Origin of the sequence: Serratia sp. CY52157, from assembly GCF_052168495.1 — a bacterium.
Taxonomy (GTDB): Bacteria; Pseudomonadota; Gammaproteobacteria; order Enterobacterales; family Enterobacteriaceae; genus Serratia; species Serratia ureilytica.
On the sequence record NZ_JBJNMO010000003.1, the window covers coordinates 477,891 to 503,279 of the forward strand.

Consider the following 25,389-nt stretch of genomic DNA (forward strand, 5'->3'; position numbering starts at 1 on the left):
CCTTCTGGCGGTGCTGAGAAGGCTTGCTTTCATGAGTTCAACAACAGGCCAGTTCGAACGTCAGGCGTTCAGGCACCATGCCATGTTCGCTGTCCAACGGCAGGAAACGAATGGCATAACGCGTCTTGTGGCCGGAAATTTGCGGATAAAGCTGCGGCGCCAGATGGAGGCGCAGGCGCAGTAGATCCGCCCCTTCGGCGTTGTCCTGGAAAAAGCCGTTCAGACTGATTTGATTGCGGAACGGCCCCGACTGACGGATCAGATCCAGCACCATGATCAGCGCCTGGTTCAGCGGATCCAGCGACTGCAGCCAGGCGGCGACGTCGGCATCGCGATCCTGCTGCGGCGCGTGCATCCACATGTGCAGGGTCGGCAAATCGAAGCTGCAGCAGCCGCCGGGAATGTTCAGACGCTGGCGCACCAGACCGATCAGCCGGTCTTCACGCAGTGCCTGACCGAGGCGCGGTGCCGCCATCAGCGCCGATGAACGCGACTTCAACTGGCCGCGCAACTGCTCGATCAGCGCCATATCCACGCCCGGCACATCGGCCCAGGCCAACAGTTTTTGCTGCTGACGCTCCAGCTCTTTGAGCAGTTCGGTGCGTACCTCGCCGCGCTCCAGTACGTCAAGCAAATCGGAGACGGTGCGGAAAAAGGTAAGGGCGATGGCGGTTTCGCTCAGGGCGCGCTGGCCGTGCAGCTGTTGCAGTAAAAACTCGATGCGCAGCCAGGTACGCATTTTTTCGTTCAGCGGGTGTTCAAAGAGAACGGTTGGGGAAACATCACTCATGCAGTTTAATCCTGTTGGGGCGCTGTTGCCGCCAGTTCAAGGTAGCGACGATGCAGTGCGGCGACCCGTGGCTCTATCCCCTGAGCGGCGCCGCTGTTGTCAATAATGTCATCCGCCACGGCGAGGCGCTGCTGGCGCGTGGCCTGGGCGGCGAGAATGCTCTGCGCTTGCTCGCGGCTGATGCCGTCGCGCGCGATGGTGCGAGCCAACTGGGTTTCGGTGTCGACGTCGATCACCAGCACCCGATCGGCGCGATCCTGCAGGCCGTTTTCCACCAGCAGCGGCACGACCCACAGCGCGTACGGGCTGGCCGCCTGCGCCAGTTGGCGTTGGGTCTCGCGGTGTATCAGCGGATGCAGCAGTTGGTTCAGCCAGGTTTTATCATCGGGGTGGCTGAAGATGCGCTGACGCAGAGCAGCGCGGTTGAGCGCGCCGTCCGGCAGCAACATTTCATTACCAAATCGCTCGGCGATCGCGGCCAGAGCAGGGGTGCCTGGCTCAACGACCTGACGGGCGATCACGTCGGCATCGACAATGGCTGCGCCGTGGCGCGCAAAGGCGTTCGCAACGGTCGTTTTGCCGCTGCCTATGCCCCCGGTCAACGCAACAATGTAGGCCATGGTGTTAGGTGCATCCGATGTTCATAAAAAAATAATAGACGAATCATAAAGCGATCGCGCAGAAGTGCAAGTCGGCAGGCGGCGCTTGCGCCTCGGCCCCGTTTGGACGGCGAGAAAAAGCGCAGCGGCACGGCAGAAATGAGCGGGCAATCACACTGCGATTATGCAGGTAAATTTGTCGGATTGTAGCGTAAATAAAGGCGAATTCGCAGTCTTGTTCGGCGATTATTAGCGCGTATTATAACGTCACTGGAACTGGCATTAATCTCGCCGTCATCTTTCCGCGTCACGGGAAAGCCGTCGGGCAGAGGTTCGAATATCCTCCTTGCGATCCGTCGCCATTAACCAGGAAATCATAAGTCATGCGTATTGAAGAAGATTTGAAGTTAGGCTTTAAAGACGTGTTGATCCGCCCTAAGCGTTCCACGTTGAAAAGCCGTTCCGAGGTTGAACTGGAACGTCAGTTTACCTTCAAGCATTCAGGTTGCAGCTGGTCCGGCGTGCCGATTATCGCCGCCAACATGGACACGGTGGGCACCTTCCGCATGGCTGAGGCCCTGGCTTCTTTCGACGTTCTCACCGCCGTACACAAACATTACAGCGTCGAGCAATGGGCTGACTTCGTGCAGCGCATGCCGGAATCGGTGCTGCGCCACGTGATGGTGTCCACCGGCACCTCAGAAGCCGACTTCGCCAAAATGCAGCAGATCCTGGCCCTGTCTCCGGCGCTGAAATTCATCTGTATCGACGTGGCCAACGGCTACTCTGAACACTTCGTCGCCTTCCTGCAGAAAGCGCGCGAAGCCTGCCCGAATCACGTCATCTGCGCCGGCAACGTAGTGACCGGCGAGATGGTGGAAGAGTTGATCCTCTCCGGCGCCGACATCGTTAAAGTCGGCATCGGGCCGGGATCGGTATGCACCACCCGTGTGAAGACCGGCGTGGGCTATCCGCAGCTCTCGGCGGTGATCGAATGCGCCGATGCGGCCCACGGGCTGGGCGGCCAAATCGTCAGCGACGGCGGCTGCTCGGTGCCGGGCGATGTCGCCAAAGCCTTCGGCGGCGGCGCGGACTTCGTGATGCTGGGCGGTATGCTGGCCGGCCACGACGAGTGCGAAGGCACCGTGGTGGAAGAGAACGGCGAGAAATTCATGCTGTTCTACGGCATGAGCTCCGAGTCAGCGATGAAGCGCCACGTCGGCGGCGTGGCGGAGTATCGCGCGGCCGAAGGCAAAACCGTCAAGCTGCCGCTGCGAGGCGAGGTGGAGTTCACCGTGCGTGATATCCTCGGCGGCCTGCGTTCCGCCTGCACCTACGTCGGCGCCGAGCGTTTGAAAGAGCTGACCAAGCGCACCACCTTTATCCGCGTGGCGGAGCAGGAAAACCGCGTCTTCGGCAGCAAATAAGCCGCACCTTGCATTCGGGCGCAGCGCACCGCGGCGCCCGCTATCCTTTTACCCTTATCCCAACACGCTGCCCAGTTGAAAGATAGGCAGATACATGGCGATCACCAAAGCGCCGACAATCCCACCTACCACTAGCATCAGCAGCGGCTCCAGCGTTTGCGCCAGCGTATCGGCCAGCTCGTGCGTTTGCCGTTCATACCACTGCGCCAATTTATCCAGCAAGGCGTCCAGTGAACCGGACTCTTCGCCCACCCGCACCAGCTGCCGGCACAGCGGCGGAAACAGCGGTTGCAGGCCCAGGGCATGATGAAAGGCTTCGCCTTCGGCGATCTGCCGTTGCACCTGCTCCAGCGCCTGTTTGTACAGCAGATGGTCAGCCGCCAACGCCGCCGCGTTCAACCCTTCCACCAGCGTCAGCCCGGCGCGTTGGGTCATGGTCAGGATGCGAAATGTTTGGCTCAGCGCGCCGCCGCTCACCAGCCGGGCGATCAGCGGCAGGCGCAGCAAGAGAGCCTGTTCACGTCTGCGCCACGGCGGGCGCGGGTGCAGCCAGCGGCCATAACCGAACAGCGACGCGCCCAGCAGCAGCGCCAGATAGGGGCCGGTGGCGATCAACTGCGCAGACAACGCCAGCAACCCTTGGGTAAACCAGGGCAGCGGCGCATCGAACGATTGATAAACCTTGGCGAATTCCGGCAGCACCATCACCAGCATCAACACGCTGACCATCAGCGCCACCGCGCAGATGAAGAGGGGATAACGCAGCGCTTTGGTCACCTTGCGGCGCAGCAGCAACTGGGCTTCCTGTTGTTGCGCCAGCTGCAGGCAGCAGCGATCGAGGTTGCCGGTCAGTTCACCGATGGCGATCAGCTGGCGATAGATCAGGGGAAAAATCCCCGGTTGTTCGGCGAGGGTTTCGGAAAGCGGTTGCCCTTCGCGCACCTGGTCGGCCAGCTGGCGCAACAGGCAGCGCCAGGCTGCCGAAGGATGCTCTGCTGCCAGCAACTGCAGCGCATTGACCAGCGGCAACCCCGCCTGCAGCAGAGTGGCGAGCTGGCGGGTGAAGTGGATTAACGGTTCTCCACGCCATTGGCCGGGCGTAACGCGTTTGCCGTGCCCGATTCGGCACGGTTGCAGGCCTTGTTCGATCAGCAACCGGCTCACCTGCCATTTTTCCTCGCTCATCAGTTCGCCGCGGCGTAAGGCGCCCTGTGCGTCGAAAGCCTGCCAAAGAAACAGCCGGCGCGCTTTCATGGCGCGGCTATGCCAGGCTGGACGACGTCGATCACGCGGTACAGTTCTTCCAGCGAGGTCGTGCCTTCGGCGGCCAGCGCCAGGCCCGCTTGCAGCAGCGAAAGCTGCCCCTGTTCGCGGGCGATATCCGCTAGCAGACTGGGAGCGGCGTTCGCCAGCAATGCCGCCTGTATTTCCGGCGTAATGGCCAACAGTTCATACACGCCGATGCGCCCATAGTAACCGCCGAAGCAATGCTCGCAGCCATCGGCGCGCCAGACAGTGAGCGGTTCCGGCCAGATCGCGCTGGGAAAATGCGTCGGCTGGCTGTGCGGATAGCGGCAGTGGCGGCACAGTCTGCGCACCAACCGCTGCGCGACGATCAGCTTCAGACAGCCGGCGAGCAGGTAGCCGGGGATCCCCATGTGCATCAGCCGCGTCAGGGTTTCGCCGGTGGAGTTGGTATGCAGCGTCGACAGCACCAGGTGGCCGGTTTGCGCGGCCTTGACCGCGATCTCGGCGGTTTCCGCATCGCGGATCTCGCCGATCATGATGACGTCTGGATCCTGGCGCAGCAGGGCGCGCAACACCCGGGCGAAGCTCAGCTCGGTTTTGGCGTTGATCTGGGTCTGATTAACGCCGAACAACGGGATCTCGACCGGATCCTCGACGCTGCACAGGTTGCTCTGCGCATCGTTCAACTGGCGCAGACCGCTGTACAGCGTCACCGTTTTGCCGCTGCCGGTCGGGCCGGTCACCAGGATCAACCCTTGCGGGCAGGCCAGCGCCGTCGCGTAGCGCGCCAGATCCGCCCGGCTCATGCCTAACTGATCCAGCGGCAGTTCTTGTTGCTCGCCCTGCTGAACGCGCAGCACCACCTTTTCGCCGTGTAGCGTCGGCAGAGTGGCGATACGCATGGCATAGCGCGCGCTGTCCAGCGTCAGGCTGAGCTGCCCGTCCTGAGGTTGACGGCGCTCGGCGATATCCAGTTGGCCGAGGATCTTCAGCCGGGCGATGAGGCGCGCGGTCAGCTGCGGCGGCGGTGAGGCGAGGGTTTGCAGCACGCCGTCGATGCGCAGACGAATGCGAAAATGCTGCCGAAAAGGCTCGAAGTGGATGTCCGAGGCGCGGCGCTGGATGGCCAGGCGCAGCGTCTGGTTGATGAATTGCACCACCGGCGCATCGCCGTCGTCGGGGTAGGCGATGTCGGTTGTGTCCTCTTCGGCCGCCAGCGGCGCCGAGAGCGGTTCGTGGCGCTGGTTAAGCGCCAGCTCCAACCTGGCCGCCGGCCATTGTTCCAGATGGATGCGTTTGCCGGTGGCGAAACGCAGCGCCGCCAGCAGCCCCTGCGGCGCTTCTTCGCTGAGCGCGACCGTCAGGGTGGTCGGGTCCTCGCTCAACGCCAGCGCCTGATAGCGCCGACACAGGGTGTGAACCTCTTCGCTGATTTGCGCGTTCATCGCCGTTACTCCGCCGCGTCGTCGAAGCGGAAGACTTCCCGGCACACCTCAACCAGCGTCGCGTTTTCGCTGCTGCACAGCCGGGTCCAGCGGGTCAGCCCATCGGCGTTCGACTTGGGGGTTAACGCCACCGCCAGCCCCTGCAGCGTTTGGGTGCCGGTCAGCGTGATTACGCCTTTAACGACTTTCACCCCGCTGACGTAACGCGACGCGCCGCCGGTGGGAATGCCTTTGCTGCCGGCTTCACAGCCGGCGGGCGCGCCTTCATCCAGTACGCACAGCTCGACCGCCAGCTTATACGGCGCCATGGTTTGCAGCATGTCGGTCATCGCCGCTTTCTGGATGTAGCGCTGGTAGGCGGGAATGCCGATGGCGCTGAGGATGGCGATGATGGCGATCACCACCATCAGTTCGATCAGGCTAAAGCCGCGTTGCGTTTCCATGCGTTGTTTCCTCCATAAGGGTGTGGAAAACAACGGTAGCGGTTTGCGCGGGGGAACGGCGAGCGGGTTTTACGCGTTTCTCGGCGTGCTTCCATCAGTATTGATGTCGTTTGCAGCGGAGGGAAAAACGGTGCGAGGGGATTCGCAAATCTGCGGTAACGCCCCCGGCGGCGGCCGGGGGCGAGGGGATCATTTGAAGCGCATCGACAGATCGAGCGCGGCCACATGTTTGGTCAGCGCGCCGACCGAAATGTAATCCACGCCGGTCTCGGCGAAGGTGCGCAGCGTCTTGCTGGTGACGTTGCCGGACACCTCCAGCTGGGCGCGGCCCTGGGTTTGGGCGACCGCCTGACGCATCATCTCGACGCTGAAGTTGTCCAGCATGATGATGTCGGCGCCGGCGTCCAGCGCCTGCTGCAGCTCATCGAGCGACTCGACTTCCACTTCCACCGGCACGTCGGCGTGCAGCCAGAAGGCTTTTTCCACCGCGTTTTTGATCGAGCCGGAGGCGATGATGTGGTTTTCCTTGATCAGGAAGGCATCGGACAGCCCCAGCCGGTGGTTGCTGCCGCCCCCGCACAGCACGGCGTATTTCAGCGCGGTGCGCAGGCCGGGCAAGGTCTTGCGGGTATCGAGCAGGCGAGTCTGGGTGCCTTCCAGCAGAGCCACGTAGCGGCTGACCTCGGTCGCCACGCCGGAGAGCATCTGCACAAAGTTCAGCGCGGTGCGCTCGCCGGTCAACAGCACCCGCGCAGGGCCGCGCAGCCGGCAAAGCGGTTGGTTCGGTATCAGACGGTCGCCGTCTGCCACCAGCCACTCCACCTGCACCTGGTTGCCCAACTGAATAAAGACTTCGTTCAGCCAGCGGCGGCCGCAGAACACGCCGGCTTCGCGGGTAATGACGGTGGCTTCGGCCTGCTTGTCCGCCGGTAACAATTGCGCGGTAATATCGCGCCCGGCGTCAACTTCACCTCCCAGGTCTTCGCGCAGCGCCTGGGCGACGGCATAGGGAATATCACTTTCAATACGTTCAAGAAGCTCGGTGCGGCGACGGTCGGCACTGTAGCGGCGTGTCGGCATGGAAAACTCCGAAATGGACGGTTAGTTCGTAGGGGAACATGCTACTCTGTTGCAGGAATAAGTACCACCGCAGAGAGGTGTCTGATGCAGTTGGAAAATGGCTGGATTGTCGGGGTGACGCGAGTGGTTTCGCCGCACTGCGATCGGCGCCCGGATGACGAGCCGCCCTCGCTGCTGGTCATCCATAACATCAGCCTGCCGCCCGGCGAATTCGGTGGCCCCTATATCGACCAGCTGTTCACCGGCACGCTCGATCCCGCGCAGCACCCTTATTTCGCCGAGATCCATCAGCTGCGAGTGTCTGCGCACTGTCTGATCCGCCGCGACGGGGAGATCGTGCAGTATGTGCCCTTCGACCAGCGCGCGTGGCACGCGGGCGTTTCTCTGTATCAGGGGCGCGAACGGTGCAACGATTTCTCCATCGGCATTGAGCTGGAAGGCACCGACCAGTTAGCCTACACCGAGGCGCAATATCGCACGCTGCAGGCGGTCACCGCGCTGCTGGCCGAACATTATCCGCCGTTGGCGGCGCATATCGCCGGGCATTGCGATATCGCCCCCGGCCGCAAAACCGATCCCGGGCCGGCGTTCGATTGGGATCGCTATCTGGCATCTCTGGAACAACGCGGCGCGCCCGCCGACGCTATGCTTGAGACAAGAAAAAGGGAGAGGAATCGCTAATGACGCTGTTTACGCTGTTGCTGGTTTTGGCTTGGGAGCGCCTGTTCAAGCTGGGGGAACACTGGCAGCTGGATCATCGCCTCGAAGTGGTATTTCAGCGGCTGCATCGGGTTTCGCTGGCGCAGACGCTGGCGATGACCGCCGCCTGGATGGTGATCGTCTGGGGCGTTCTGTGGTTGTCGCACGGGTTATTCTTCGGCGTGGTGACGCTGCTGCTGTGGATCGTCATCGATCTGCTGTGCGTCGGCGCCGGCATCAAGCGCAAACACTATCGCGCCTACCTGAAAGCGGCGCGGCAGGGGGATACCCATGCCAGCGATCAGATGGCGGAAGAGCTGGCGTTGATCCACGGTTTGCCGGTGGACTGCAGTGAAGAGCTGCGTCTGCGCGAGCTGCAAAACGCGCTGCTGTGGATCAACTTCCGTTATTACCTGGCGCCGCTGTTCTGGTTCGTGGTCTTTGGGCCGTACGGGCCGATCGCGCTGGCGGGATATGCCTTCCTGCGCGCCTATCAAACCTGGCTGGCGCGCCACAATACGCCGCTGGAGCGTTCGCAGTCGGGCATCGATCATCTGCTGAACTGGTTGGACTGGATCCCGGTGCGTTTGGCCGGGGTGGCCTATGCGTTGTTCGGCCACGGCGAGCGCGCGTTGCCGGCCTGGTTCGCCTCACTCGGCGATCGGCATTCGTCGTCGTATCAGGTGTTGACGCGGCTGGCGCAGTTCTCGCTGGCGCGCGATCCGCATATGGATCCGGTGCAAACGCCGCGGGCGGCGGTGACGCTGGCGCGCAAGGTGACGATGATCATCGTGGTGGTGGTGGCGCTGTTGACCATTTACGGCACGCTGCTGTAAACCGCCGTGAAAAACAAAACGGGCGCCTCGGCGCCCGTTTCTTTTTGGCCATCCGGCCGGGATTACAGCTTGGCGAAGCAGCGACGCGCGGCGTCGATGGTGCGCTGGATGTCTTCCTTGCTGTGCGCCACGGACATGAAACCCGCTTCGAAGGCGGACGGCGCGAGATACACCCCCTCTTCCAGCATCAGGTGGAAGAAGCGCTTGAAGCGTTCCACGTCGCACTGCATCACGTCCTGGTAGCAGGTGACCGCCGGCGCGTCGGTGAAGAACAGGCCGAACATGCCGCCGACGTTGTTGACCACCAACGGAATATTCTCTTCCTGCGCCGCGTGCAGCAGGCCAGCGGCCAGCATCTCGGTCAGTTCGGTCAGCGTCTGATGCACGCCGACCTGCGACACTTCGGTCAGGCAAGCGTAGCCCGCCGCCATGGCGATCGGGTTGCCGGACAGGGTGCCCGCCTGGTAGACCGGGCCGGTCGGCGCCAGCGCGTCCATCACCTCGCGACGGCCGCCGAAGGCGCCCACCGGCATGCCGCCGCCGATGATTTTGCCGAGGCAGGTCAGATCCGGCTCGACGCCGTAATAGGATTGCGCGCCGGCCAGCGCGACGCGGAAGCCGGTCATCACTTCGTCGATGATCAAGAGCGCGCCGTACTTGTCGCACAGGGCGCGCAGGCCCGGCAGGAATTCCGGCAGCGGCGGCACGCAGTTCATGTTGCCGGCGACCGGCTCGACGATGATACAGGCGATCTCGGACGGGTACTGTTCGAAGGCGGCGCGCACCGAATCCAGATCGTTATAGGTGCAGGTCAGGGTGTGTTTGGCGAAGTCGGCCGGCACGCCCGGTGAGTTCGGCTGGCCGAGGGTCAGCGCGCCGGAGCCGGCTTTCACCAGCAGGCAGTCGGCGTGGCCGTGGTAGCAGCCTTCGAACTTGATGATTTTATCGCGGTTGGTGTAGCCGCGCGCCAGGCGGATGGCGCTCATGGTGGCTTCGGTGCCCGAGTTCACCATGCGCACCATATCCATCGTCGGCACCAGTTCGGTGACCAGCTGCGCCATTTTGACTTCCATCTCGGTCGGCGCGCCGAAGCTCAGGCCGCGCTGCGCCGCTTCGATCACCGCGTCGCGGATCGCCGGGTGGTTATGCCCCAGCACCATCGGTCCCCAGGAACCGACATAGTCGATATAGGCCTTGCCGTCGGCATCGAACAGGTAAGCCCCGTCTGCGCGCTCGATAAACAGCGGCACACCGCCCACGCCGGTGAATGCACGCACCGGAGAGTTTACCCCGCCGGGGATCAACTGTTGCGCCTGGGCGTACAGACTTTCGGACTTGCTGTGTAGGCTCATAAATCGGCTCCTGGATTCTCTTTTGAATGATTTGACCGCGCTATTCTAGAGGAGAGCGCCGCGTTATGAAACGATCACAGTCAGATACCATTAACGGCAGCGCCCGCCGCCGGGTTGGGGTAGAATTATCGCCCTGCCTATTTGTATTACAAATTACCTGACGAATCACTCGCGATGACAGAATCACAATCACAGCCAGTCGGGACGTTGAGCCCGCGTCTTAGCCGCAGCGATGCGGTGCGCCAGTTTATCCGCCGCGATAAAACGCCGGTGGCGATCCTGTTGATGGCCGCGTTGGTGGGGACGCTGGCCGGTTTGCTCGGCGTGGCCTTCGATAAAGCGGTTGAGTGGGTGCAGCAGCAGCGGCTGGCTTCGCTGGCGCAGGTCGCCGACTTCTGGATCCTGGTGTGGCCGCTGGCGTTTATCTTGTCCGCCGCGCTGGCGGCGCTGGGTTATTACCTGGTGCGGCGCTTTGCGCCTGAGGCGGGCGGTTCGGGCATCCCGGAGATCGAAGGCGCGCTGGAGGAGCTGCGGCCGGTGCGCTGGTGGCGCGTGATACCGGTGAAATTCATCGGCGGCATGGGAACGCTGGGGGCGGGCATGGTGCTGGGGCGCGAAGGGCCTACGGTGCAGATGGGCGGCAACGTCGGGCGCATGGTCTTGGACGTGCTGCGCATTCGCGGCGCCGAGGCGCGCCATTCGCTGCTGGCGACCGGGGCCGCCGCCGGGCTGTCCGCCGCGTTCAACGCGCCGCTGGCCGGCATTCTGTTTATCATCGAAGAGATGCGGCCGCAGTTTCGCTACAACCTGATCTCGATTAAAGCGGTGTTTATCGGCGTTATCATGTCGAGCGTGGTGTTCCAGCTGTTCAACGGCCAAGGCTCGGTGATCGCGGTCGGCAAACTCGCCTCGGCGCCCATCAACACCTTGTGGCTCTATCTGGTGCTGGGCGCGATATTCGGCGCGGTGGGCGTGGGATTCAACGCGCTGATCTTTCGCACTCAGGACATGTTCGCGCGCCTGCACGGCGGCAGAATGCGCAATGTGCTGCTGATGGGCGGGCTGCTCGGCGGCGTGTGCGGCATTCTGGGGTTGATCCAGCCGGAGGCGGCGGGCGGCGGCTTTGGGCTGATCCCGATCGCCGCGGCGGGCAATTACAGCGTCGGCATGTTGATGTTCATTTTCATTACCCGCATCTTCACCACGCTGCTGTGCTTCGGTTCCGGCGCGCCGGGCGGCATCTTTGCGCCGATGCTGGCGCTGGGCACGCTGTTCGGCACCGCCTTCGGGCTGGCGGGGGCGCATTTGTTCCCGCAGTACGGCATCGAGGCGGGCACTTTCGCTATCGCCGGCATGGGGGCGTTGTTCGCCGCCACGGTGCGCGCCCCGCTGACCGGTATCGTGTTGGTGCTGGAAATGACCGACAACTACCAGCTGATTTTACCGATGATCATCACCTGCCTCGGCGCTACGGTGGTGGCACAGCTGCTCGGCGGCAAGCCGCTGTATTCGTCGATCCTGGCGCGCACCCTGCAACGGCAGGAGGCGCAGTTGGCGCGGGAAGCGGCGGAGAAAACAAGTAAAGAAAATACAACAAATGCGGTGAATACTTGAACGCAACACTCAGGTATCGGATAATCGTTAATATTAATCAGGCAGCCCTGGTCGCGATCTGATGCTGAACAATGTTGGGAGTAAAGAGTATGAGTGATGAAACGGCACTGCCCCTGCAATTTACCGAGGCAGCAGCAAACAAGGTCAAGTACCTGATTGCTGACGAAGAAAATCCGAACCTGAAGTTGCGGGTTTACATTACCGGCGGCGGCTGCAGCGGATTCCAGTACGGTTTCACTTTTGACGACAAGGTCAACGATGGCGACATGACCATCGAGAAGCAGGGCGTGGCGCTGGTGGTCGATCCGATGAGCCTGCAGTATCTGGTTGGCGGTTCGGTGGACTACACCGAAGGGCTGGAAGGATCGCGCTTCGTGGTGACCAACCCGAATGCCAAAACCACCTGCGGTTGCGGTTCGTCGTTCAGCATCTGAGTTTGTCTGTCAGAATATCAACCCGCTCGCTTTCCGGCCGGCGGGTTTTTTTATGCCTACCATTCCACGAGGATCACTGCCACGCCGTTCTCCTGGGCCGGTGGGCTGTGGATGATATTCGGCTGTGCTGTCGCGTGGCTGCATTCGGCCCGTGGGGCGGCGGCTTCGAGGCGCACGGTGCATTGCGGTTCAATAGTCAGGGTAATGCCGATCTGGCCGCTGACGGCATCGGCATAGGCGGCTCCACTCAGCAGGGAGCCACAGCAGGCAAGCAGAATTTTTTTCATCATTGCGGGAATAGCCATCCGTAAGCCATCTTGTGATGACTTATCGGCAAAAAGTTAAAAAGTTTTAACAGCGCGGGGAAGGAATTAACCTGAGGGTTACAGAACTTTACATCGTCACTACGCTATTTTCTGGACGAAAATAATACCACCAAACCCGTTTATAGTCTAATAAATCACCAGGCCGCCGCCCCGCAGGGCGGCGGCTCAGCGTTCGAGAATAAAGGCGGGCAGCTTGAGGTGCCAGCGGATGGCCGCCAGCCGAATGGCCAGCGTGATGACCATGCCCAGCATCATGGCCTGTTGCAGCGGCATGTTGAAGGTGTAAAACGCCGTGGCGTGCGCGATGCCGCCGATGATACAGGCGGTGGCGTAAATTTCGGTGCGCAGGATCATCGGGATCTCGCGCGCCAGCACGTCGCGGATAATGCCGCCGCCGACGCCGGTGATCACCCCCATGCAGATCGCCACCAGCGGGCCGGTGCCGGCCGCGAAAGCCTTGTTGACGCCGATGCCGACGAACACCGCCAGCCCGACGGCGTCGAGCACCGGCAGCACCCATTTCGGCAGGCGGCGCGGCTGGCGCACCAGCAGCAGCGTCAATACGCAGGTGATCATCGCCACCACCAGATCGGTGGGATCCTTGACCCAGAACACCGGGCCGTTGGCCAGCGCCATATCGCGGATGGTGCCGCCGCCGACCGCGGTAACCACGCCCAATACCAGCACGCCGAACGGATCCATGCGCAGCTTGCCGGCCAACAGCACACCGGAGACGGCGAACACCGCCGTGCCGAGAATATCCAACCAGAACACCAGCATCAGCGGATCTCCGCCAGCTGGCGGCACAGTTGTTGCGCCGCCAACAGCAGCCGCGGCCCGCCGCGATTGAACCAGTCTTCATTCAGCGCGATCACCGGCACCTGCAGCTGCGGCGCCCAGAAGGCTTTCACATTGGCGGCCTCTTTCGCGCCGCCGGTGATGACGATGGCCTGGGGTTGGCGCGCCAGCACCTGCTCACGGCTGATCTGCGGCCAAGGCGTGCGGCTGTCGGCGAAGACGTTCTGCGCGCCGCACAGCGCCAACACCTGGCTCTGCAGCGTGGCGCCGGAGCTGGTGAACAGCGGCTGGGTGCCGAACTGCAGCAACACGCGTCGCGGAGGATTATCGGCGTACTGTTGTCTGAGAACTGCGAACTGGCGGCGAAGGCCGGCGGCGGCCTGATGCGCCTGGTCCGGGTGCGGGCTGTATTGCGCCAGCTTATCCAGCAAGCCGGCGATCCCTTCGAGATTATCGGCGTCCGCATAGAAGATCGGGATGCCGAATGCGGCGAGCTGATCCAGCACGCGCTGCGGATTGCCGCCGCGCCAGGCGAGGATCAGATCCGGCTTGAGCGCCAGCACCCGCTCCAGGTTGATGCCCTGCCAGGAGGCCACCTGCTCCAGCCTGGCGGCCTGCGGCGGATAATCGGAATAGGCGCTCGCCGCCACCAGCACCTCGCCCATGCCGGCGGCATAGGCGAGTTCGGTGGCGTTGGGCGCCAGGCTGATCACTCGCTGGGTGGCCCCGGCCGGCAGGGCTAGCCAGAACGCCAGCAGCCAGAGCGCCGAGGTGAAGCGCAGCCTCACATCAACCGCGCTTGGCCAGGGTTTGCAGCATGGCGTTGACCATCAGCGTAGACTGCTTGGCCGCTACCACCAGGAACTCGTCAAAGCTCATGTGCGACTCGCTGTCGGCGACGTCGGAAATGGCGCGCACTACCACGAACGGCGTGCCGAACAGATGGCAGACGTGGGCGATCGCCGCGGCTTCCATTTCCACGGCGGCGACGCGCGGGAAGGTGGCGCGGATGCGCGCCAGCGGCTCGGCGCCGTTGATGAAGGCGTCACCGCTGCAGATCAGGCCGCGCACCGCGTGCAGATCCAGCTGTTTGATGCAGCTTTCCGCCAGCGCGATCAGTGCGTCGTCGGCGACGAACGCCGCCGGGCAGCCGGCCATCTGGCCCGGCTCGTAGCCGAAGGCGGTGACGTCGGCGTCGTGGTAGCGCACTTCTTCCGACACCACGATGTCGCCCACGCGCAGCGTGCTGGCCAGGCCGCCGGCGGAGCCGGTATTGATCACCACGTCCGGGCTGCAGTGCTCCAGCAGCAGGGTGGTGCCCATGGCTGCGGAGACTTTGCCGATGCCGGATTTCAGCAGGGCCACTTCAACGCCGCCGATCTGGCCGGTGTAGATTTCGCAGCCCGCGCGCTGGATGGTTTGACGGTTTTCGATTTGATCGCGCAGCAGGGTGACTTCCTGCTCCATTGCGCCGATGATGCCTACTTTCATAAATAACACTCGCTGATTGGCCGTGAGAATTGCGGCATAGTCTATCATGGCTGTGTATCAGAGATAATGCGTTGCATCCGCCGCCGGGAATTGTTATCACGGGGGCAGGGCGCAACGGCGGAGAAACAGATGTCCGGGATCGACTTCAAGCAAAAAATCAGCTTCCAACGGCCTTTCAGCAAACCGATCGAGGCCGAGGAAGAGTACGACATCGTGCGGCAGTTCGAGAGCGATCGCGGGCGCATCGTCAACTCGGCCGCCATTCGCCGTTTGCAGCAAAAAACCCAGGTGTTTCCGCTGGAGCGCAACGCGGCGGTGCGCAGCCGCCTGACGCACTCGATGGAGGTGCAGCAGGTCGGGCGCCATATCGCCAAAGAGATCCTCAACCGCTTCAAACAGGCGGGTAAGATCGATGAATTCGGCCTGACCCGGCTGCTCGATCCGTTTGAAAGCATCGTGGAAATGGCCTGTCTGATGCACGATATCGGCAATCCGCCGTTCGGTCACTTCGGCGAGTCGGCGATCAACGACTGGTTCGCCCAGCGGCTCGATCCTGCCAGCTGCGGCAGCGAGCCGGGCAGTCACGATCGCTGCCAGGTCGCGTCGCTGCGGCTGCATGAAGGGGAGAGCGATCTGAACCGGCTGCGCAGCCGGATCCGTCAGGATCTCAGCCATTTCGAGGGCAACGCCCAGGCGATCCGCATGGTGTACAGCCTGCTGAAACTCAATCTGACCTACGCGCAGGTCGGCTGCATTTTGAAATACACCCGCCCGGCTTATTGGGCGGGCGACATCCCCGCCAGCCACAGCTATTTGATGAAAAAGCCCGGCTATTATCTGGCGGAAGAAGCCTTTGTCGATAGGCTGCGGCGCGAGCTGCACATGGGCGAGTTCGATCGTTTTCCGCTGACCTACATCATGGAGGCCGCCGACGATATCTCATACTGCGTGGCCGATCTGGAAGACGCGGTGGAGAAGAGCATTTTCACCGTCGAGCAGCTGTATCAGCACCTGATTCAGGAGTGGGGCGAGGTGGCGCCGGGCGATCTGTTCGACAAGACCGTCGCCAGCGCGTTTCGCAAGATCGACCGCGGCGGCGCGCGGCGCAGCGCGGAAGATCAGTTCTTCATGTATCTGCGGGTGTTTACCGTGGCGCGGCTGGTGCCGCACGCGGCGCAGCGCTTTATCGACAATCTTGACGCGGTTTATCAGGGCAGTTTCAATCAGGCGCTGCTGGAAGATTCCAGCCCGGCCTATCAGCTACTGAAAATATTTAAAAATGTGGCGTTCAAGCACGTGTTCAACCACCCGGAGGTCGAGCAGCTCGAGCTGCAAGGCTACCGGGTGATCAGCGGCCTGCTGGACATTTACAGCCCGCTGCTGGCGATGTCGCTGGCGGACTTCAGCCGGTTGGTGCGCGAGGACAGCCATCGCGCTTACCCGATCGAAACGCGCCTGTTCCACAAGCTGTCCACCAAGCATCGGCTGGCTTATGTGGAAGCGGTAGAAGGACTGCAGCATTTATCGCCGGAGCAGCAAACCATTCGGGAATATTATTTCCGCGCGCGTTTATTGCAGGACTATATCAGCGGAATGACCGACCTTTATGCCTATGATGAATATCGTCGATTAATGGCGGCGGAATAATTAAGCGGAGGAATAATTATCAGCAATTCCAACCGGTTGGCTGTCTCGAGTTTTGTAAAGACGAACAATATTTGTTTACTATTGCCAATCATCTGTGCCGGAACTTCGGGCTATTAATTAACTCTGAATAAGCACGCAAGACAGCCATTCTTTTTTGAACGACTTTATAAGAGACACACAGATGAAAAAAACCGCATTAGTTCTGAGCGCACTGGCATTCAGCATCGGTATGGCGATGGGCCCGGTTACGGCCAGCGCCGCTGAAACCGCGTCTTCCAGCACCCAGCAGTTGCCGAGCCTGGCGCCGATGCTGGAGAAGGTGATGCCTTCCGTCGTGAGCATTAACGTTGAGGGTAGCACCACGGTCAATACGCCGCGCATGCCGCAACAGTTCCAACAGTTCTTCGGTGAAGATTCGCCGTTCTGCCAGGACGGTTCACCGTTCCAGGGCTCGCCGATGTGTCAGGGCGCTGAACAGCCCGGACCGGATGGCCAGCAGCCGCAGGGCACGCAGCAGAAATTCCAGGCGCTGGGCGCTGGGGTGGTTATCGATGCCGCCAAGGGCTATGTGGTGACCAACAATCACGTGGTGGACAACGCCAACAAGATCCAGGTGCAGCTGAGCGACGGCCGCCGTTTCGACGCCAAAGTGATCGGCAAGGATCCGCGTTCCGACATCGCCCTGATCCAGCTGAAAGACTTCAAGAACCTGACGGCGATCAAGATGGCGGACTCCGATCAGCTGCGCGTCGGCGATTACACCGTGGCGATCGGCAACCCGTACGGGCTGGGTGAAACCGCCACCTCGGGCATCGTGTCCGCCCTGGGGCGCAGCGGCCTGAACATCGAAAACTACGAAAACTTTATCCAGACCGATGCGGCAATCAACCGCGGCAACTCCGGCGGCGCGCTGGTTAACCTGAACGGCGAGCTGATCGGCATCAACACCGCGATCCTGGCGCCGGACGGCGGCAACATCGGCATCGGCTTCGCCATTCCGAGCAATATGGTGAAAAACCTGACGGCGCAAATGGTCGAGTATGGCCAGGTGAAACGCGGCGAGCTGGGCATCATGGGCACCGAGCTGAACTCGGAGCTGGCCAAGGCGATGAAGGTCGACGCGCAGCGCGGCGCCTTCGTCAGCCAGGTAATGCCGAAATCTTCCGCCGCGAAGGCGGGCATCAAGGCCGGTGATGTGATCGTCACTATGAACGGCAAGGCCATCTCCAGCTTCGCCTCGTTCCGGGCGGAGATCGGCACGTTGCCGGTCGGCAGCAAGATGTCGCTGGGCATTATTCGCGACGGCAAGCCGGTAACGATTGACGTCACGCTGGAGCAAAGCGCGCAGACCCAGGTGGCCTCGGGCAATATCTACACCGGCATTGAAGGCGCCGAGCTGAGCAATACCCAGGTCGGCAACGTGAAAGGCGTCAAGGTCGACAGCGTGAAAGCCGGCAGCGCCGCCGCGCGCATCGGCCTGAAAAAGGGCGACGTGATCCTGGGCGTGAACCAACAGCCGATCCAGAACCTGGGCGAGCTGCGTAAAATCCTCGACAGCAAACCGTCGGTGCTGGCGTTGAATATTCAGCGCGGCGATAGCCAGCTGTACCTGCTGGCGCAGTGATAAACGTCAGGCGCTAAAAGCAACAAAGGCACGCTACGGCGTGCCTTTTTGCATTATGGCAATGGCATGAGGATTCAGGCCGGTTGCGCCAGATGCGCGCGCGCCGCGTGGATCACCAGTTCAATCTCATCCAACAGCTCCAGCCACTCCGGCTCCAGCTCGTCGTTGGTGATGCCCTGGCGCAGCTGCCGCTCGAGGTAGAAACACAGCTGCTTGAGGCGCGGCACGCCGCTGTAGCTGCAGCTGCCGTGCAGCTTATGGACCAGGTCGAGGATCTCGTCGTCGTGTTGCCCCTCGAGCAGCGCCTGCACCCGTTCGCGCACCTGCGGCAGGAAATCGAGCAGCATTTGCAACAGATCGCGCGCCAGATCCGGTTTATTGGCCGCCTGGCGCAGCGCCAGCGGCCAGTCGAGCGACAGCGGGGCATCGTCGGCGACGGCGCTTTCCACGTCGCCGCTGTGGTAGCGCGACAGCACGCGGGTCAGCATTTTCTCGTCGATCGGCTTGGCCAGGTAGTCGTCCATCCCCGCCTGCAGCAGATGCTCGCGTTCGCCGCTGGCGGCATGGGCAGTGACGGCGACGATCGGCGTGGAGTTGTGGTGCGGCAGTTGGCGGATCAGTTCGCTGGCGTGAATGCCGTCCATCTTCGGCATTTGAATGTCCATCAGGATCAGATCCAGCACGTTGTTGCGCGCCAGCGCCAGCGCTTCCTCACCGCTCTCGCACAGCAGCGTTTTTTCCACCTGTTCGCCCAGCAGCGTGCCGATCAGCTTCAGGTTGGCCGGGTTGTCGTCGACCGCCATCACCGTCAGCGGCAGACGTTTGCGCTCAGGCGGGGCGGCGAGCCGATCGGGCGTTTCCATTCTCAGCAGCGGGAACAGACGCGTGCTGGTGATAGGCTTGATCAGGCAGCCGAGCGCGCCTTGTTGCTTAAGCAGCTCGGCGTCGATCTGCGCCTGGCACGGCAGCGCCAGAATGACCCGATCGGCCAGCTTCAGCGAGGCCAACAATTTGTCCTGATGCTGCGCCATGTTGTCGCGGAACGGGATCGGCACGCCGGCCAGCAGGAAATCGTAATGGCCTGACGGCAGCTGGCCCAGCGTCGGCGAGTGGGTGATCACCAGCTGCGTGACGCTGAGCATGTTGAGCGTCGCCTGTGCCGCCGTCGGGTTGGACTCGATGTAGGCGAGCGTTTTGCCGTTCAGGTCCGGCAGGTTCGGCGCCAGCGACAGCATGCCCTCGTTCAGATCCAGCGTGATGTGGAACCAGAAGGTCGAGCCGCGATTCAGCTGGCTGTGGAAGCAGATGTCGCCGCCCATTTCCTTCACCAGCTTTTGCGTGATCACCAGCCCCAGCCCGGTGCCGCCGTGGCGGCGGGAGATGCTGGCGTCCGCCTGGCGGAACGCCTGGAACAGCTGCGACTGCTGGCGTTCGGAGATGCCGATGCCGGTGTCGTGGATCTGCACTTCCACTTCCACCCGGCGCTCCAGCTGTTTGCGCAGCTCGACGCGAATATCGATATTGCCGGTTTCGGTGAACTTGATGGCGTTGCCCAGCAGGTTGGTGATGATTTGCTGCAGGCGCAGCGAGTCGCCGATCACCTGCTCCGGCACGTCGTTGTGCACATCGAGCGTCAGCTCCAACCCTTTGTCGTGGGCGCTGGGGGCCAGCAGCACCACCACTTCGTCCAGCGTTTCGCGCAGGGCGAACGGAATATGCTCCAGCACCAGTTTGCCGGCCTCCAGCTTGGAGAAGTCCAGCACGTCATTGATGATGGTCAGCAGGTTGTTGGCCGAGCGCTCGATGGTCTGCAAATAGTCGGTTTGGGTCGCGCTCAGATCGGTTTTCAGCATCTGGCGGGTAAAACCGATCACGCCGTTGAGCGGGGTACGCAGCTCGTGCGACATGTTGGCCAGGAATTCGGACTTGATGCGCGCCGCCTCCTGCGCGCGTTTTTTCGCCAGATCCAGTTCGACGTTCTGGATCTCCATCTGCTCCAGCGTTTCACGCAGGTCAGACGTGGCTTGATCGATGTTCTGCTGCATCTCTTCGTGATAGGCGGTGAGCGACATCGCCATCGAGTTGATGCCGTTCTTCAGCATGTGCAGCTCGCCGAGCATGTAGCCCTCCACGCGGCTGTCGAGCTGGCCGCGGCGGATGCGATCGACGGTGTTCACCATGTTGCGGATCGGGCCGGTCACGTCGCGCATCAGGCGGTAAGCGAACAGGATGGCGATGCACATGCACAGCAGCAGCAGCAGGGTGGAGACGAACACCTCTTTATACTGCTGCAGCCGCACCGACTGCAGATCCAGCTCGATCGCCACATAGCCCAGGTTGTTGTCGGGGTGGCTGCCGCCGTCGGCGGTTTCATCCGGATACTGATTTTCCGACAGGATCGGCGTGCGCAGGATCAGCGAATCGCCGCGCCGGGTGAGCATCAGTTCGGTGGGCAACGGCACGCCTTTCGGCAACTGCAGCTGGGCGAAGTTGTGGTGATAATTGGAGGTGACGAACAGGTTGTTCTGCGCATCGAACACGGTGATCGACCGCACGATGTCCGAATGGCGGCGGTGCAGCAGGCTGACCAGTTGCCTGACCGATTCGCGGCTGCGGAACGTCATGCCGTACTCGCTGGCTACCGCCAGCGGCTCGATGATGCTGGCGCCGGCGTCGACCAATTGCTCCTGCAGCTCGTTATAGCGGTGCACCACGAAGAAGGTGCTGAGCAGCAAACCAATCAGCAAGGTCGGGGCCAGAATCAGGATCATCATGCGCGCACGCAGGCTGTATTTGGTCATGGGATTCCAATGTGGGAGAATTGACAGCTGACACTAGCTTAATGAACCAGCACACAATCGACAAATATGGCGCAATTCTACTCTCCCAAACGCCGCGTGACGACCCGGCAGAGCTCACAAATCTTCACCGTGACGGTGAGCGATCTCGATCCTTTCGGCCAGGGCGTGGCGCGCCACGACGGCAAAGCGGTGTTCGTGCCGGGCGTATTGCCGGGCGAGCAGGCGGAAATCCAGCTGACCGAAGACAAGCGCCAGTTCGCCAAAGGCAAGCTCAAGCGCCTGCTGAGCCGCAGCCCGCAGCGGGTGGAGCCGCGCTGCCCGCATTTCGGCGTGTGCGGCGGCTGCCAGCAGCAACATGCGGATGAGGCGCTGCAACAGCAGAGCAAGGCGGCGGCGCTGGTGCGCATGATCGCCCGCGAAACCGGGGTGACCCCGCAACAGGAACCGGTGATCGCCGGCCCGGAATACGGCTATCGCCGCCGCGCCCGCCTGAGCCTGGCGTGGCAGCCGAAGCTGCAGCGCCTGATGATGGGGTTTCGACAGGCGGCCTCCAGCGAGCTGGTGGCGGTGGAGCACTGCCCGGTGCTGCGCCCGGAGCTGGAACAGCTGCTTGCGCCGGTGCGCGCCTGCCTGAGCGGGCTGCAGGCGGTGCGGCGGCTGGGGCATGTGGAGCTGGTGCTGGCGGATAACGGCCCGCTGCTGGTGCTGCGCCATCTCGATGCCCTGAAAGAGGCGGATCGCCAGGCGCTGTTGGCGTTTGGCGAGCGGGAAAAGGTCGCCGTTTATCTGGCGCCGGACAGCGATCGGGTGGAAAAACTGTGCGGTGAAACGCCGTATTATCAGGTTGACGGGCTACGCTTAGACTTCAGTCCGCGCGACTTTATTCAGGTCAATGACGCCGTAAACCAACAAATGGTGGCGCAGGCCCTTGAATGGCTCGACATTCAACCCAATGATCGGGTGCTGGACCTGTTCTGCGGCATGGGGAATTTCACCCTGCCGCTGGCGCGCCGCGCCGCTGCGGTGGTGGGCATCGAAGGTGTTGCCACGCTGGTAGCGAATGGGCAATATAATGCACATAAGAATAAGCTGAATAATGCGTCGTTCTTCCATGAGAATCTGGAGGACGACGTTGAGCGGCAACCTTGGGCAGCACAAGGGTTTGATAAGGTGATGCTGGATCCCGCCCGCGCCGGTGCGGCCGGGGTGATGTCACACATTGTAAAACTGGCGCCGGCGCGGGTGGTGTATGTTTCCTGTAACCCCACCACGCTGGCTCGCGACAGCAAAGTGCTGTTGAACGCCGGTTATCGTCTTGCGCGCGTGCGGATGTTGGATATGTTTCCGCACACGGGGCATCTTGAATCAATGGCGCTGTTTATCAACGAGCGCGCGCCAGAGGTCGCTGCAAAGTAGGGAGAAGTTATGGTTGCGGTAAGAAGTGCACATCTGAATACGGCGGGTGAGTTCGCTCTCGATGAGTGGATCGCCGGCTTGGGGCTACCCAACCCGCAGTCATGTGAGCGATTGGCCGCAACCTGGCGTTATTGTGAGCAGCAGACCCAAAACCATCCCGACGCCTCGCTGCTGTTGTGGCGCGGCCTGGAGATGGTGGAAATCCTCTCGACGCTGAGCATGGACAACGACAGCATGCGCGCCGCGCTGCTGTTCCCGCTGGTGGATGCCGGCATCGTGCAGGAAGAGATCCTGACGGAAACGTTCGGCAAGGGCATCGTCGCCCTGGTGCATGGCGTGCGGGACATGGACGCCATTCGCCAACTGAAAGCCACCCAAAACGATTCGATGGCCTCCGAACAGGTCGACAACGTGCGCCGCATGCTGCTGGCGATGGTGGAGGATTTCCGCTGCGTCGTCATCAAGCTGGCGGAGCGCATCGCCCACCTGCGCGAGGTGAAAGACGCGCCGGAAGACGAACGCGTGCTGGCGGCGAAAGAGTGTTCCAACATCTATGCGCCGTTGGCTAACCGGCTCGGCATCGGCCAGCTGAAGTGGGAGCTGGAGGATTTCTGCTTCCGCTACCTGCACCCGGAAGAATACAAGCGCATCGCCAAGCTGCTGCATGAGCGCCGCATCGATCGCGAACAGTTCATCGACGATTTCGTCGCCGGGCTGCGCGCCGAGATGGCCAAAGAAGGCATTCGGGTGGAGATCTACGGCCGGCCGAAACACATCTACAGCATCTGGCGCAAGATGCAGAAAAAGCACCTGGCGTTCGACGAACTGTTCGACGTGCGCGCGGTGCGCATCGTGGCGGAGCGTCTGCAGGATTGCTATGCGGCATTGGGCATCGTGCATACCCACTTCCGCCATCTGCCGGATGAGTTCGACGACTACGTCGCCAACCCCAAACCCAACGGCTACCAGTCGATCCACACCGTGGTGCTGGGGCCGCGCGGCAAAACCGTCGAGATTCAGATCCGCACCCGGCAAATGCACGAAGACGCCGAACTGGGGGTGGCCGCGCACTGGAAGTACAAAGAGGGCGCGGGGGTTACCGTGCGCTCCGGCTATGAAGAGCGCATCGCCTGGCTGCGTAAGCTGATCGCCTGGCAGGAAGAGATGGCGGACTCCGGCGAGATGCTCGACGAAGTGCGCAGCCAGGTGTTCGACGATCGGGTCTATGTCTTTACCCCGAAAGGCGACGTGGTCGATCTGCCGGCCGGCTCCACGCCGCTCGATTTCGCCTACCACATTCACAGCGACGTTGGTCACCGCTGCATCGGCGCCAAGATCGGCGGCCGCATCGTGCCGTTTACCTATCAACTGAAGATGGGCGATCAGATTGAGATCATCACCCAGAAACAGCCGAACCCGAGCCGCGACTGGCTGAACCCGAACCTGGGCTACGTGACCACCAGCCGCGGGCGCTCGAAGATCCACAACTGGTTCCGCAAGCAGGATCGCGACAAGAACATTCTCGCCGGCCGCCAGATGTTGGACAACGAGCTGGAACACCTCGGCATCAGCCTGAAAGAGGCCGAGAAGCTGCTGATCCCGCGCTACAACATGAACTCGCTGGACGAGGTGCTGGCGGCGATCGGCGGCGGGGACATTCGCCTGAACCAGATGGTGAATTTCCTGCAGGGCAAGTTCAACAAGCCGAGCGCCGAAGAGCAGGATCGCGAGGCGCTGCGCCAGCTGGTGCTGCAGAAAGCGCCGCCGCCGGCCCGCAACAAGGATAACGGCCGCGTGGTGGTGGAGGGCGTGGGCAACCTGATGCACCACATCGCCCGCTGCTGCCAGCCGATCCCAGGCGACGACATCGTCGGCTTTATCACCCAGGGACGCGGCATCTCGATCCACCGTGCGGACTGCGATCAGCTGGCCGATTTGCAATCGCATGCGCCGGAGCGCATCGTCGATGCGGTGTGGGGAGAAAGCTACTCCAGCGGTTATTCGCTGGTGGTGCGCGTGATGGCCAACGATCGCAGCGGGCTGCTGCGCGATATCACCACCATTCTGGCCAACGAAAAGGTCAACGTGCTGGGCGTCGCCAGCCGCAGCGATACCAAGAAGCAGTTGGCCACCATCGATATGGACATTGAAATTTATAACCAGCAGGTGCTGGGCCGGGTGCTGGCGAAGCTGAACCAGCTCCCGGACGTGATAGACGCCAAGCGTCTGCACGGCAACTAACTCCTGCGCCTTTCGGGCCGCATCCGAGGTTGATGCGGCCCGAACTCCATCAGTTCCGGCGGACATGTCCGTGCGCCCCCATTTTCTCAGAGATTTTTTTATGACCCAATTCACTCCGCTGCAGCGTCTGCTGAACATCATGAAAACGCTGCGCGACCCGCAGAACGGTTGCTCATGGGACCGTAAGCAAACCTTCGCCACCATCGCGCCCTACACGCTGGAAGAGACTTACGAAGTGCTGGACGCCATCGAACGGCGGGACTACGCCGATCTGCGCGACGAACTGGGCGACTTGCTGTTCCAGGTAGTGTTCTACGCCCAGATGGGGCAGGAACAGGGGCTGTTCGATTTTGATGAGGTGTGCACCGCCATCAGCGACAAGCTGGAGCGCCGCCATCCGCACATCTTCGGCGACGCCGAGGGCGGAGACAGCGAAGCCGTGGCGGCGCGCTGGGAGCAGCTCAAGGCCGGCGAGCGCGCCGAAAAAGCGCTGCACTCGGTGCTGGACGACATTCCGCAGGCGTTGCCGGCGTTGATGAAGGCGCACAAGATCCAAAAACGCTGCGCCTCGGTCGGCTTCGACTGGAACACGCTGGGCCCGGTGCTGGACAAAGTGTATGAAGAGATCGACGAAGTGATGCACGAAGCCCGCCAGGCGGTGGTCGATGAGAGCAAGCTGGAAGAGGAGATCGGCGATCTGCTGTTCGCGACGGTGAACCTCTCGCGCCATTTGGGCCACAAGGCCGAGAACGCATTGCAGGCGGCCAACCGCAAGTTCGAACGCCGCTTCCGCGAAGTGGAGGCGATCGTCAAGCAACGCGGGCTACGCTTGGAAGACGCCACGCTGGAGCAGATGGAAGACGCCTGGCAGCAGGTGAAACGCCAGGAAAGTTGAATCGCTGCAACGACAATGTTGAATGTTGATCACAAACAAGGTTCACTCAGGCTGAAACGGTTAAGCTTGCGGTCAGGCCACGGGTTCAGGGCTGCCGTCGGCAGCAAAAGGCCAACAAACTGAAATCTAAGGTGTTTTATCGCTCGAGAGGGGCGGTAAAAAGAAATTTTCTCCGCTAACTCT

At 62.0% G+C, this 25,389-nt stretch carries 22 protein-coding genes and 1 pseudogene; 11 read left to right on the plus strand and 12 right to left on the minus strand.

The annotated features are described in order from the left end of the window. Positions 1–37: 37 nt before the first annotated feature. Positions 38–778 (minus strand): annotated as a pseudogene (zapD, locus tag ACJ8IP_RS16070) (cell division protein ZapD); the annotation flags it as partial. On the opposite strand from zapD, the gene ACJ8IP_RS16075 reads away from it, so the two are divergent. After that, positions 666–896 carry a hypothetical protein gene (locus tag ACJ8IP_RS16075; protein ID WP_227414610.1) on the plus strand — a complete coding sequence of 77 codons (231 nt, stop codon included), beginning with the start codon at positions 666–668 and terminating at the stop codon, positions 894–896. The pseudogene zapD and the gene ACJ8IP_RS16075 sit on opposite strands and share 113 nt — an antisense overlap. Here ACJ8IP_RS16075 and coaE read toward each other — a convergent pair. Continuing rightward, positions 796–1,410 carry a dephospho-CoA kinase gene (gene coaE, locus ACJ8IP_RS16080; RefSeq protein WP_025301580.1) on the minus strand — a complete coding sequence of 205 codons (615 nt, stop codon included), beginning with the start codon at positions 1,408–1,410 and terminating at the stop codon, positions 796–798. The genes ACJ8IP_RS16075 and coaE overlap by 101 nt on opposite strands. A 362-nt stretch (positions 1,411–1,772) precedes the next feature. Between coaE and ACJ8IP_RS16085 the strand changes: the two genes are divergently transcribed. Continuing rightward, the gene (locus tag ACJ8IP_RS16085) at positions 1,773–2,816 is read left to right on the plus strand and encodes a GMP reductase (protein WP_015376656.1); all 1,044 of its coding nucleotides are present in this window, start codon (positions 1,773–1,775) and stop codon (positions 2,814–2,816) included. Between the two features lie 54 nt (positions 2,817–2,870). On the opposite strand, the gene hofC is transcribed toward ACJ8IP_RS16085, so the two are convergent. The 4 genes from hofC to nadC all read right to left on the minus strand — a co-directional run bounded on the left by hofC (position 2,871) and on the right by nadC (position 7,032). Beyond that, complete coding sequence (gene hofC / locus ACJ8IP_RS16090; protein WP_042783692.1) at positions 2,871–4,070, minus strand: protein transport protein HofC; 1,200 nt, start codon at positions 4,068–4,070, stop codon at positions 2,871–2,873. Then, on the minus strand, positions 4,067–5,509 hold the full coding sequence (gene gspE / locus ACJ8IP_RS16095) for a type II secretion system protein GspE (protein ID WP_042783693.1): 1,443 nt from the start codon (positions 5,507–5,509) through the stop codon (positions 4,067–4,069). Before gspE ends, hofC begins: the two co-directional genes overlap by 4 nt. A 5-nt stretch (positions 5,510–5,514) precedes the next feature. Continuing rightward, on the minus strand, positions 5,515–5,952 hold the full coding sequence (ppdD, locus tag ACJ8IP_RS16100) for a prepilin peptidase-dependent pilin (RefSeq protein ID WP_033641862.1): 438 nt from the start codon (positions 5,950–5,952) through the stop codon (positions 5,515–5,517). A gap of 189 nt (positions 5,953–6,141) precedes the next feature. Further along, positions 6,142–7,032 (minus strand): carboxylating nicotinate-nucleotide diphosphorylase, encoded by an 891-nt coding sequence (gene nadC, locus ACJ8IP_RS16105; RefSeq protein ID WP_164106935.1) that lies wholly within the window; start codon positions 7,030–7,032, stop codon positions 6,142–6,144. A gap of 84 nt (positions 7,033–7,116) precedes the next feature. Here nadC and ampD point away from each other — a divergent pair, with 84 nt between their 5' ends. Together ampD and ampE are read left to right on the plus strand one after the other, a co-directional pair. Beyond that, a complete protein-coding gene (gene ampD / locus ACJ8IP_RS16110; RefSeq protein ID WP_025301585.1) occupies positions 7,117–7,713 on the plus strand; it encodes a 1,6-anhydro-N-acetylmuramyl-L-alanine amidase AmpD in 597 nt (198 codons plus the stop codon). After that, positions 7,713–8,567, plus strand: a complete 855-nt coding sequence (gene ampE / locus ACJ8IP_RS16115; protein ID WP_033631795.1) for a beta-lactamase regulator AmpE — start codon at positions 7,713–7,715, stop codon at positions 8,565–8,567. The genes ampD and ampE overlap by 1 nt, the downstream gene beginning before the upstream one ends. Before the next feature lie 62 nt (positions 8,568–8,629). Here the strand turns inward: ampE and hemL are convergent, their stop codons facing one another. After that, a complete protein-coding gene (hemL, locus tag ACJ8IP_RS16120; protein ID WP_015376661.1) occupies positions 8,630–9,919 on the minus strand; it encodes a glutamate-1-semialdehyde 2,1-aminomutase in 1,290 nt (429 codons plus the stop codon). 174 nt (positions 9,920–10,093) lie between these two features. Here hemL and clcA point away from each other — a divergent pair, with 174 nt between their 5' ends. After that, positions 10,094–11,533, plus strand: coding sequence for a H(+)/Cl(-) exchange transporter ClcA (gene clcA, locus ACJ8IP_RS16125; protein ID WP_033641864.1), 1,440 nt, complete (start codon positions 10,094–10,096; stop codon positions 11,531–11,533). Positions 11,534–11,622: 89 nt separating this feature from the next. Beyond that, on the plus strand, positions 11,623–11,967 hold the full coding sequence (gene erpA, locus ACJ8IP_RS16130) for an iron-sulfur cluster insertion protein ErpA (RefSeq protein ID WP_033641865.1): 345 nt from the start codon (positions 11,623–11,625) through the stop codon (positions 11,965–11,967). Positions 11,968–12,023: 56 nt separating this feature from the next. Here erpA and ACJ8IP_RS16135 read toward each other — a convergent pair whose 3' ends face one another. The 4 genes from ACJ8IP_RS16135 to mtnN form a co-directional block, all read right to left on the minus strand. Then, positions 12,024–12,272, minus strand: a complete 249-nt coding sequence (locus tag ACJ8IP_RS16135; RefSeq protein WP_108680175.1) for a hypothetical protein — start codon at positions 12,270–12,272, stop codon at positions 12,024–12,026. Between the two features lie 186 nt (positions 12,273–12,458). Beyond that, positions 12,459–13,073, minus strand: a complete 615-nt coding sequence (locus ACJ8IP_RS16140) for a TRIC cation channel family protein (protein ID WP_033641866.1) — start codon at positions 13,071–13,073, stop codon at positions 12,459–12,461. Further along, on the minus strand, positions 13,073–13,879 hold the full coding sequence (gene btuF, locus ACJ8IP_RS16145) for a vitamin B12 ABC transporter substrate-binding protein BtuF (protein ID WP_198793256.1): 807 nt from the start codon (positions 13,877–13,879) through the stop codon (positions 13,073–13,075). Before btuF ends, ACJ8IP_RS16140 begins: the two co-directional genes overlap by 1 nt. Position 13,880: 1 nt before the next feature. Continuing rightward, the gene (mtnN, locus tag ACJ8IP_RS16150) at positions 13,881–14,582 is read right to left on the minus strand and encodes a 5'-methylthioadenosine/S-adenosylhomocysteine nucleosidase (protein ID WP_019455094.1); all 702 of its coding nucleotides are present in this window, start codon (positions 14,580–14,582) and stop codon (positions 13,881–13,883) included. Positions 14,583–14,711: 129 nt separating this feature from the next. On the opposite strand from mtnN, the gene dgt reads away from it, so the two are divergent. Together dgt and degP are read left to right on the plus strand one after the other, a co-directional pair. Next, positions 14,712–16,229, plus strand: a complete 1,518-nt coding sequence (dgt, locus tag ACJ8IP_RS16155) for a dGTPase (RefSeq protein ID WP_033651661.1) — start codon at positions 14,712–14,714, stop codon at positions 16,227–16,229. A gap of 181 nt (positions 16,230–16,410) precedes the next feature. Then, on the plus strand, positions 16,411–17,853 hold the full coding sequence (degP, locus tag ACJ8IP_RS16160) for a serine endoprotease DegP (protein WP_033651660.1): 1,443 nt from the start codon (positions 16,411–16,413) through the stop codon (positions 17,851–17,853). 74 nt (positions 17,854–17,927) lie between these two features. Here the strand turns inward: degP and barA are convergent, their stop codons facing one another. Beyond that, a complete protein-coding gene (barA, locus tag ACJ8IP_RS16165; protein WP_033641870.1) occupies positions 17,928–20,654 on the minus strand; it encodes a two-component sensor histidine kinase BarA in 2,727 nt (908 codons plus the stop codon). Positions 20,655–20,720: 66 nt separating this feature from the next. Here barA and rlmD point away from each other — a divergent pair, with 66 nt between their 5' ends. The 3 genes from rlmD (at position 20,721) to mazG (ending at position 25,206) form a co-directional block, all read left to right on the plus strand. After that, positions 20,721–22,070, plus strand: coding sequence for a 23S rRNA (uracil(1939)-C(5))-methyltransferase RlmD (rlmD, locus tag ACJ8IP_RS16170; RefSeq protein ID WP_069101114.1), 1,350 nt, complete (start codon positions 20,721–20,723; stop codon positions 22,068–22,070). Between the two features lie 9 nt (positions 22,071–22,079). Further along, positions 22,080–24,311 carry a GTP diphosphokinase gene (relA, locus tag ACJ8IP_RS16175; protein WP_147880083.1) on the plus strand — a complete coding sequence of 744 codons (2,232 nt, stop codon included), beginning with the start codon at positions 22,080–22,082 and terminating at the stop codon, positions 24,309–24,311. Positions 24,312–24,411: 100 nt separating this feature from the next. Next, positions 24,412–25,206: a nucleoside triphosphate pyrophosphohydrolase gene (gene mazG / locus ACJ8IP_RS16180; RefSeq protein WP_147880082.1), complete on the plus strand. Its 795-nt coding sequence runs from the start codon at positions 24,412–24,414 to the stop codon at positions 25,204–25,206. Positions 25,207–25,389 lie beyond the last annotated feature (183 nt).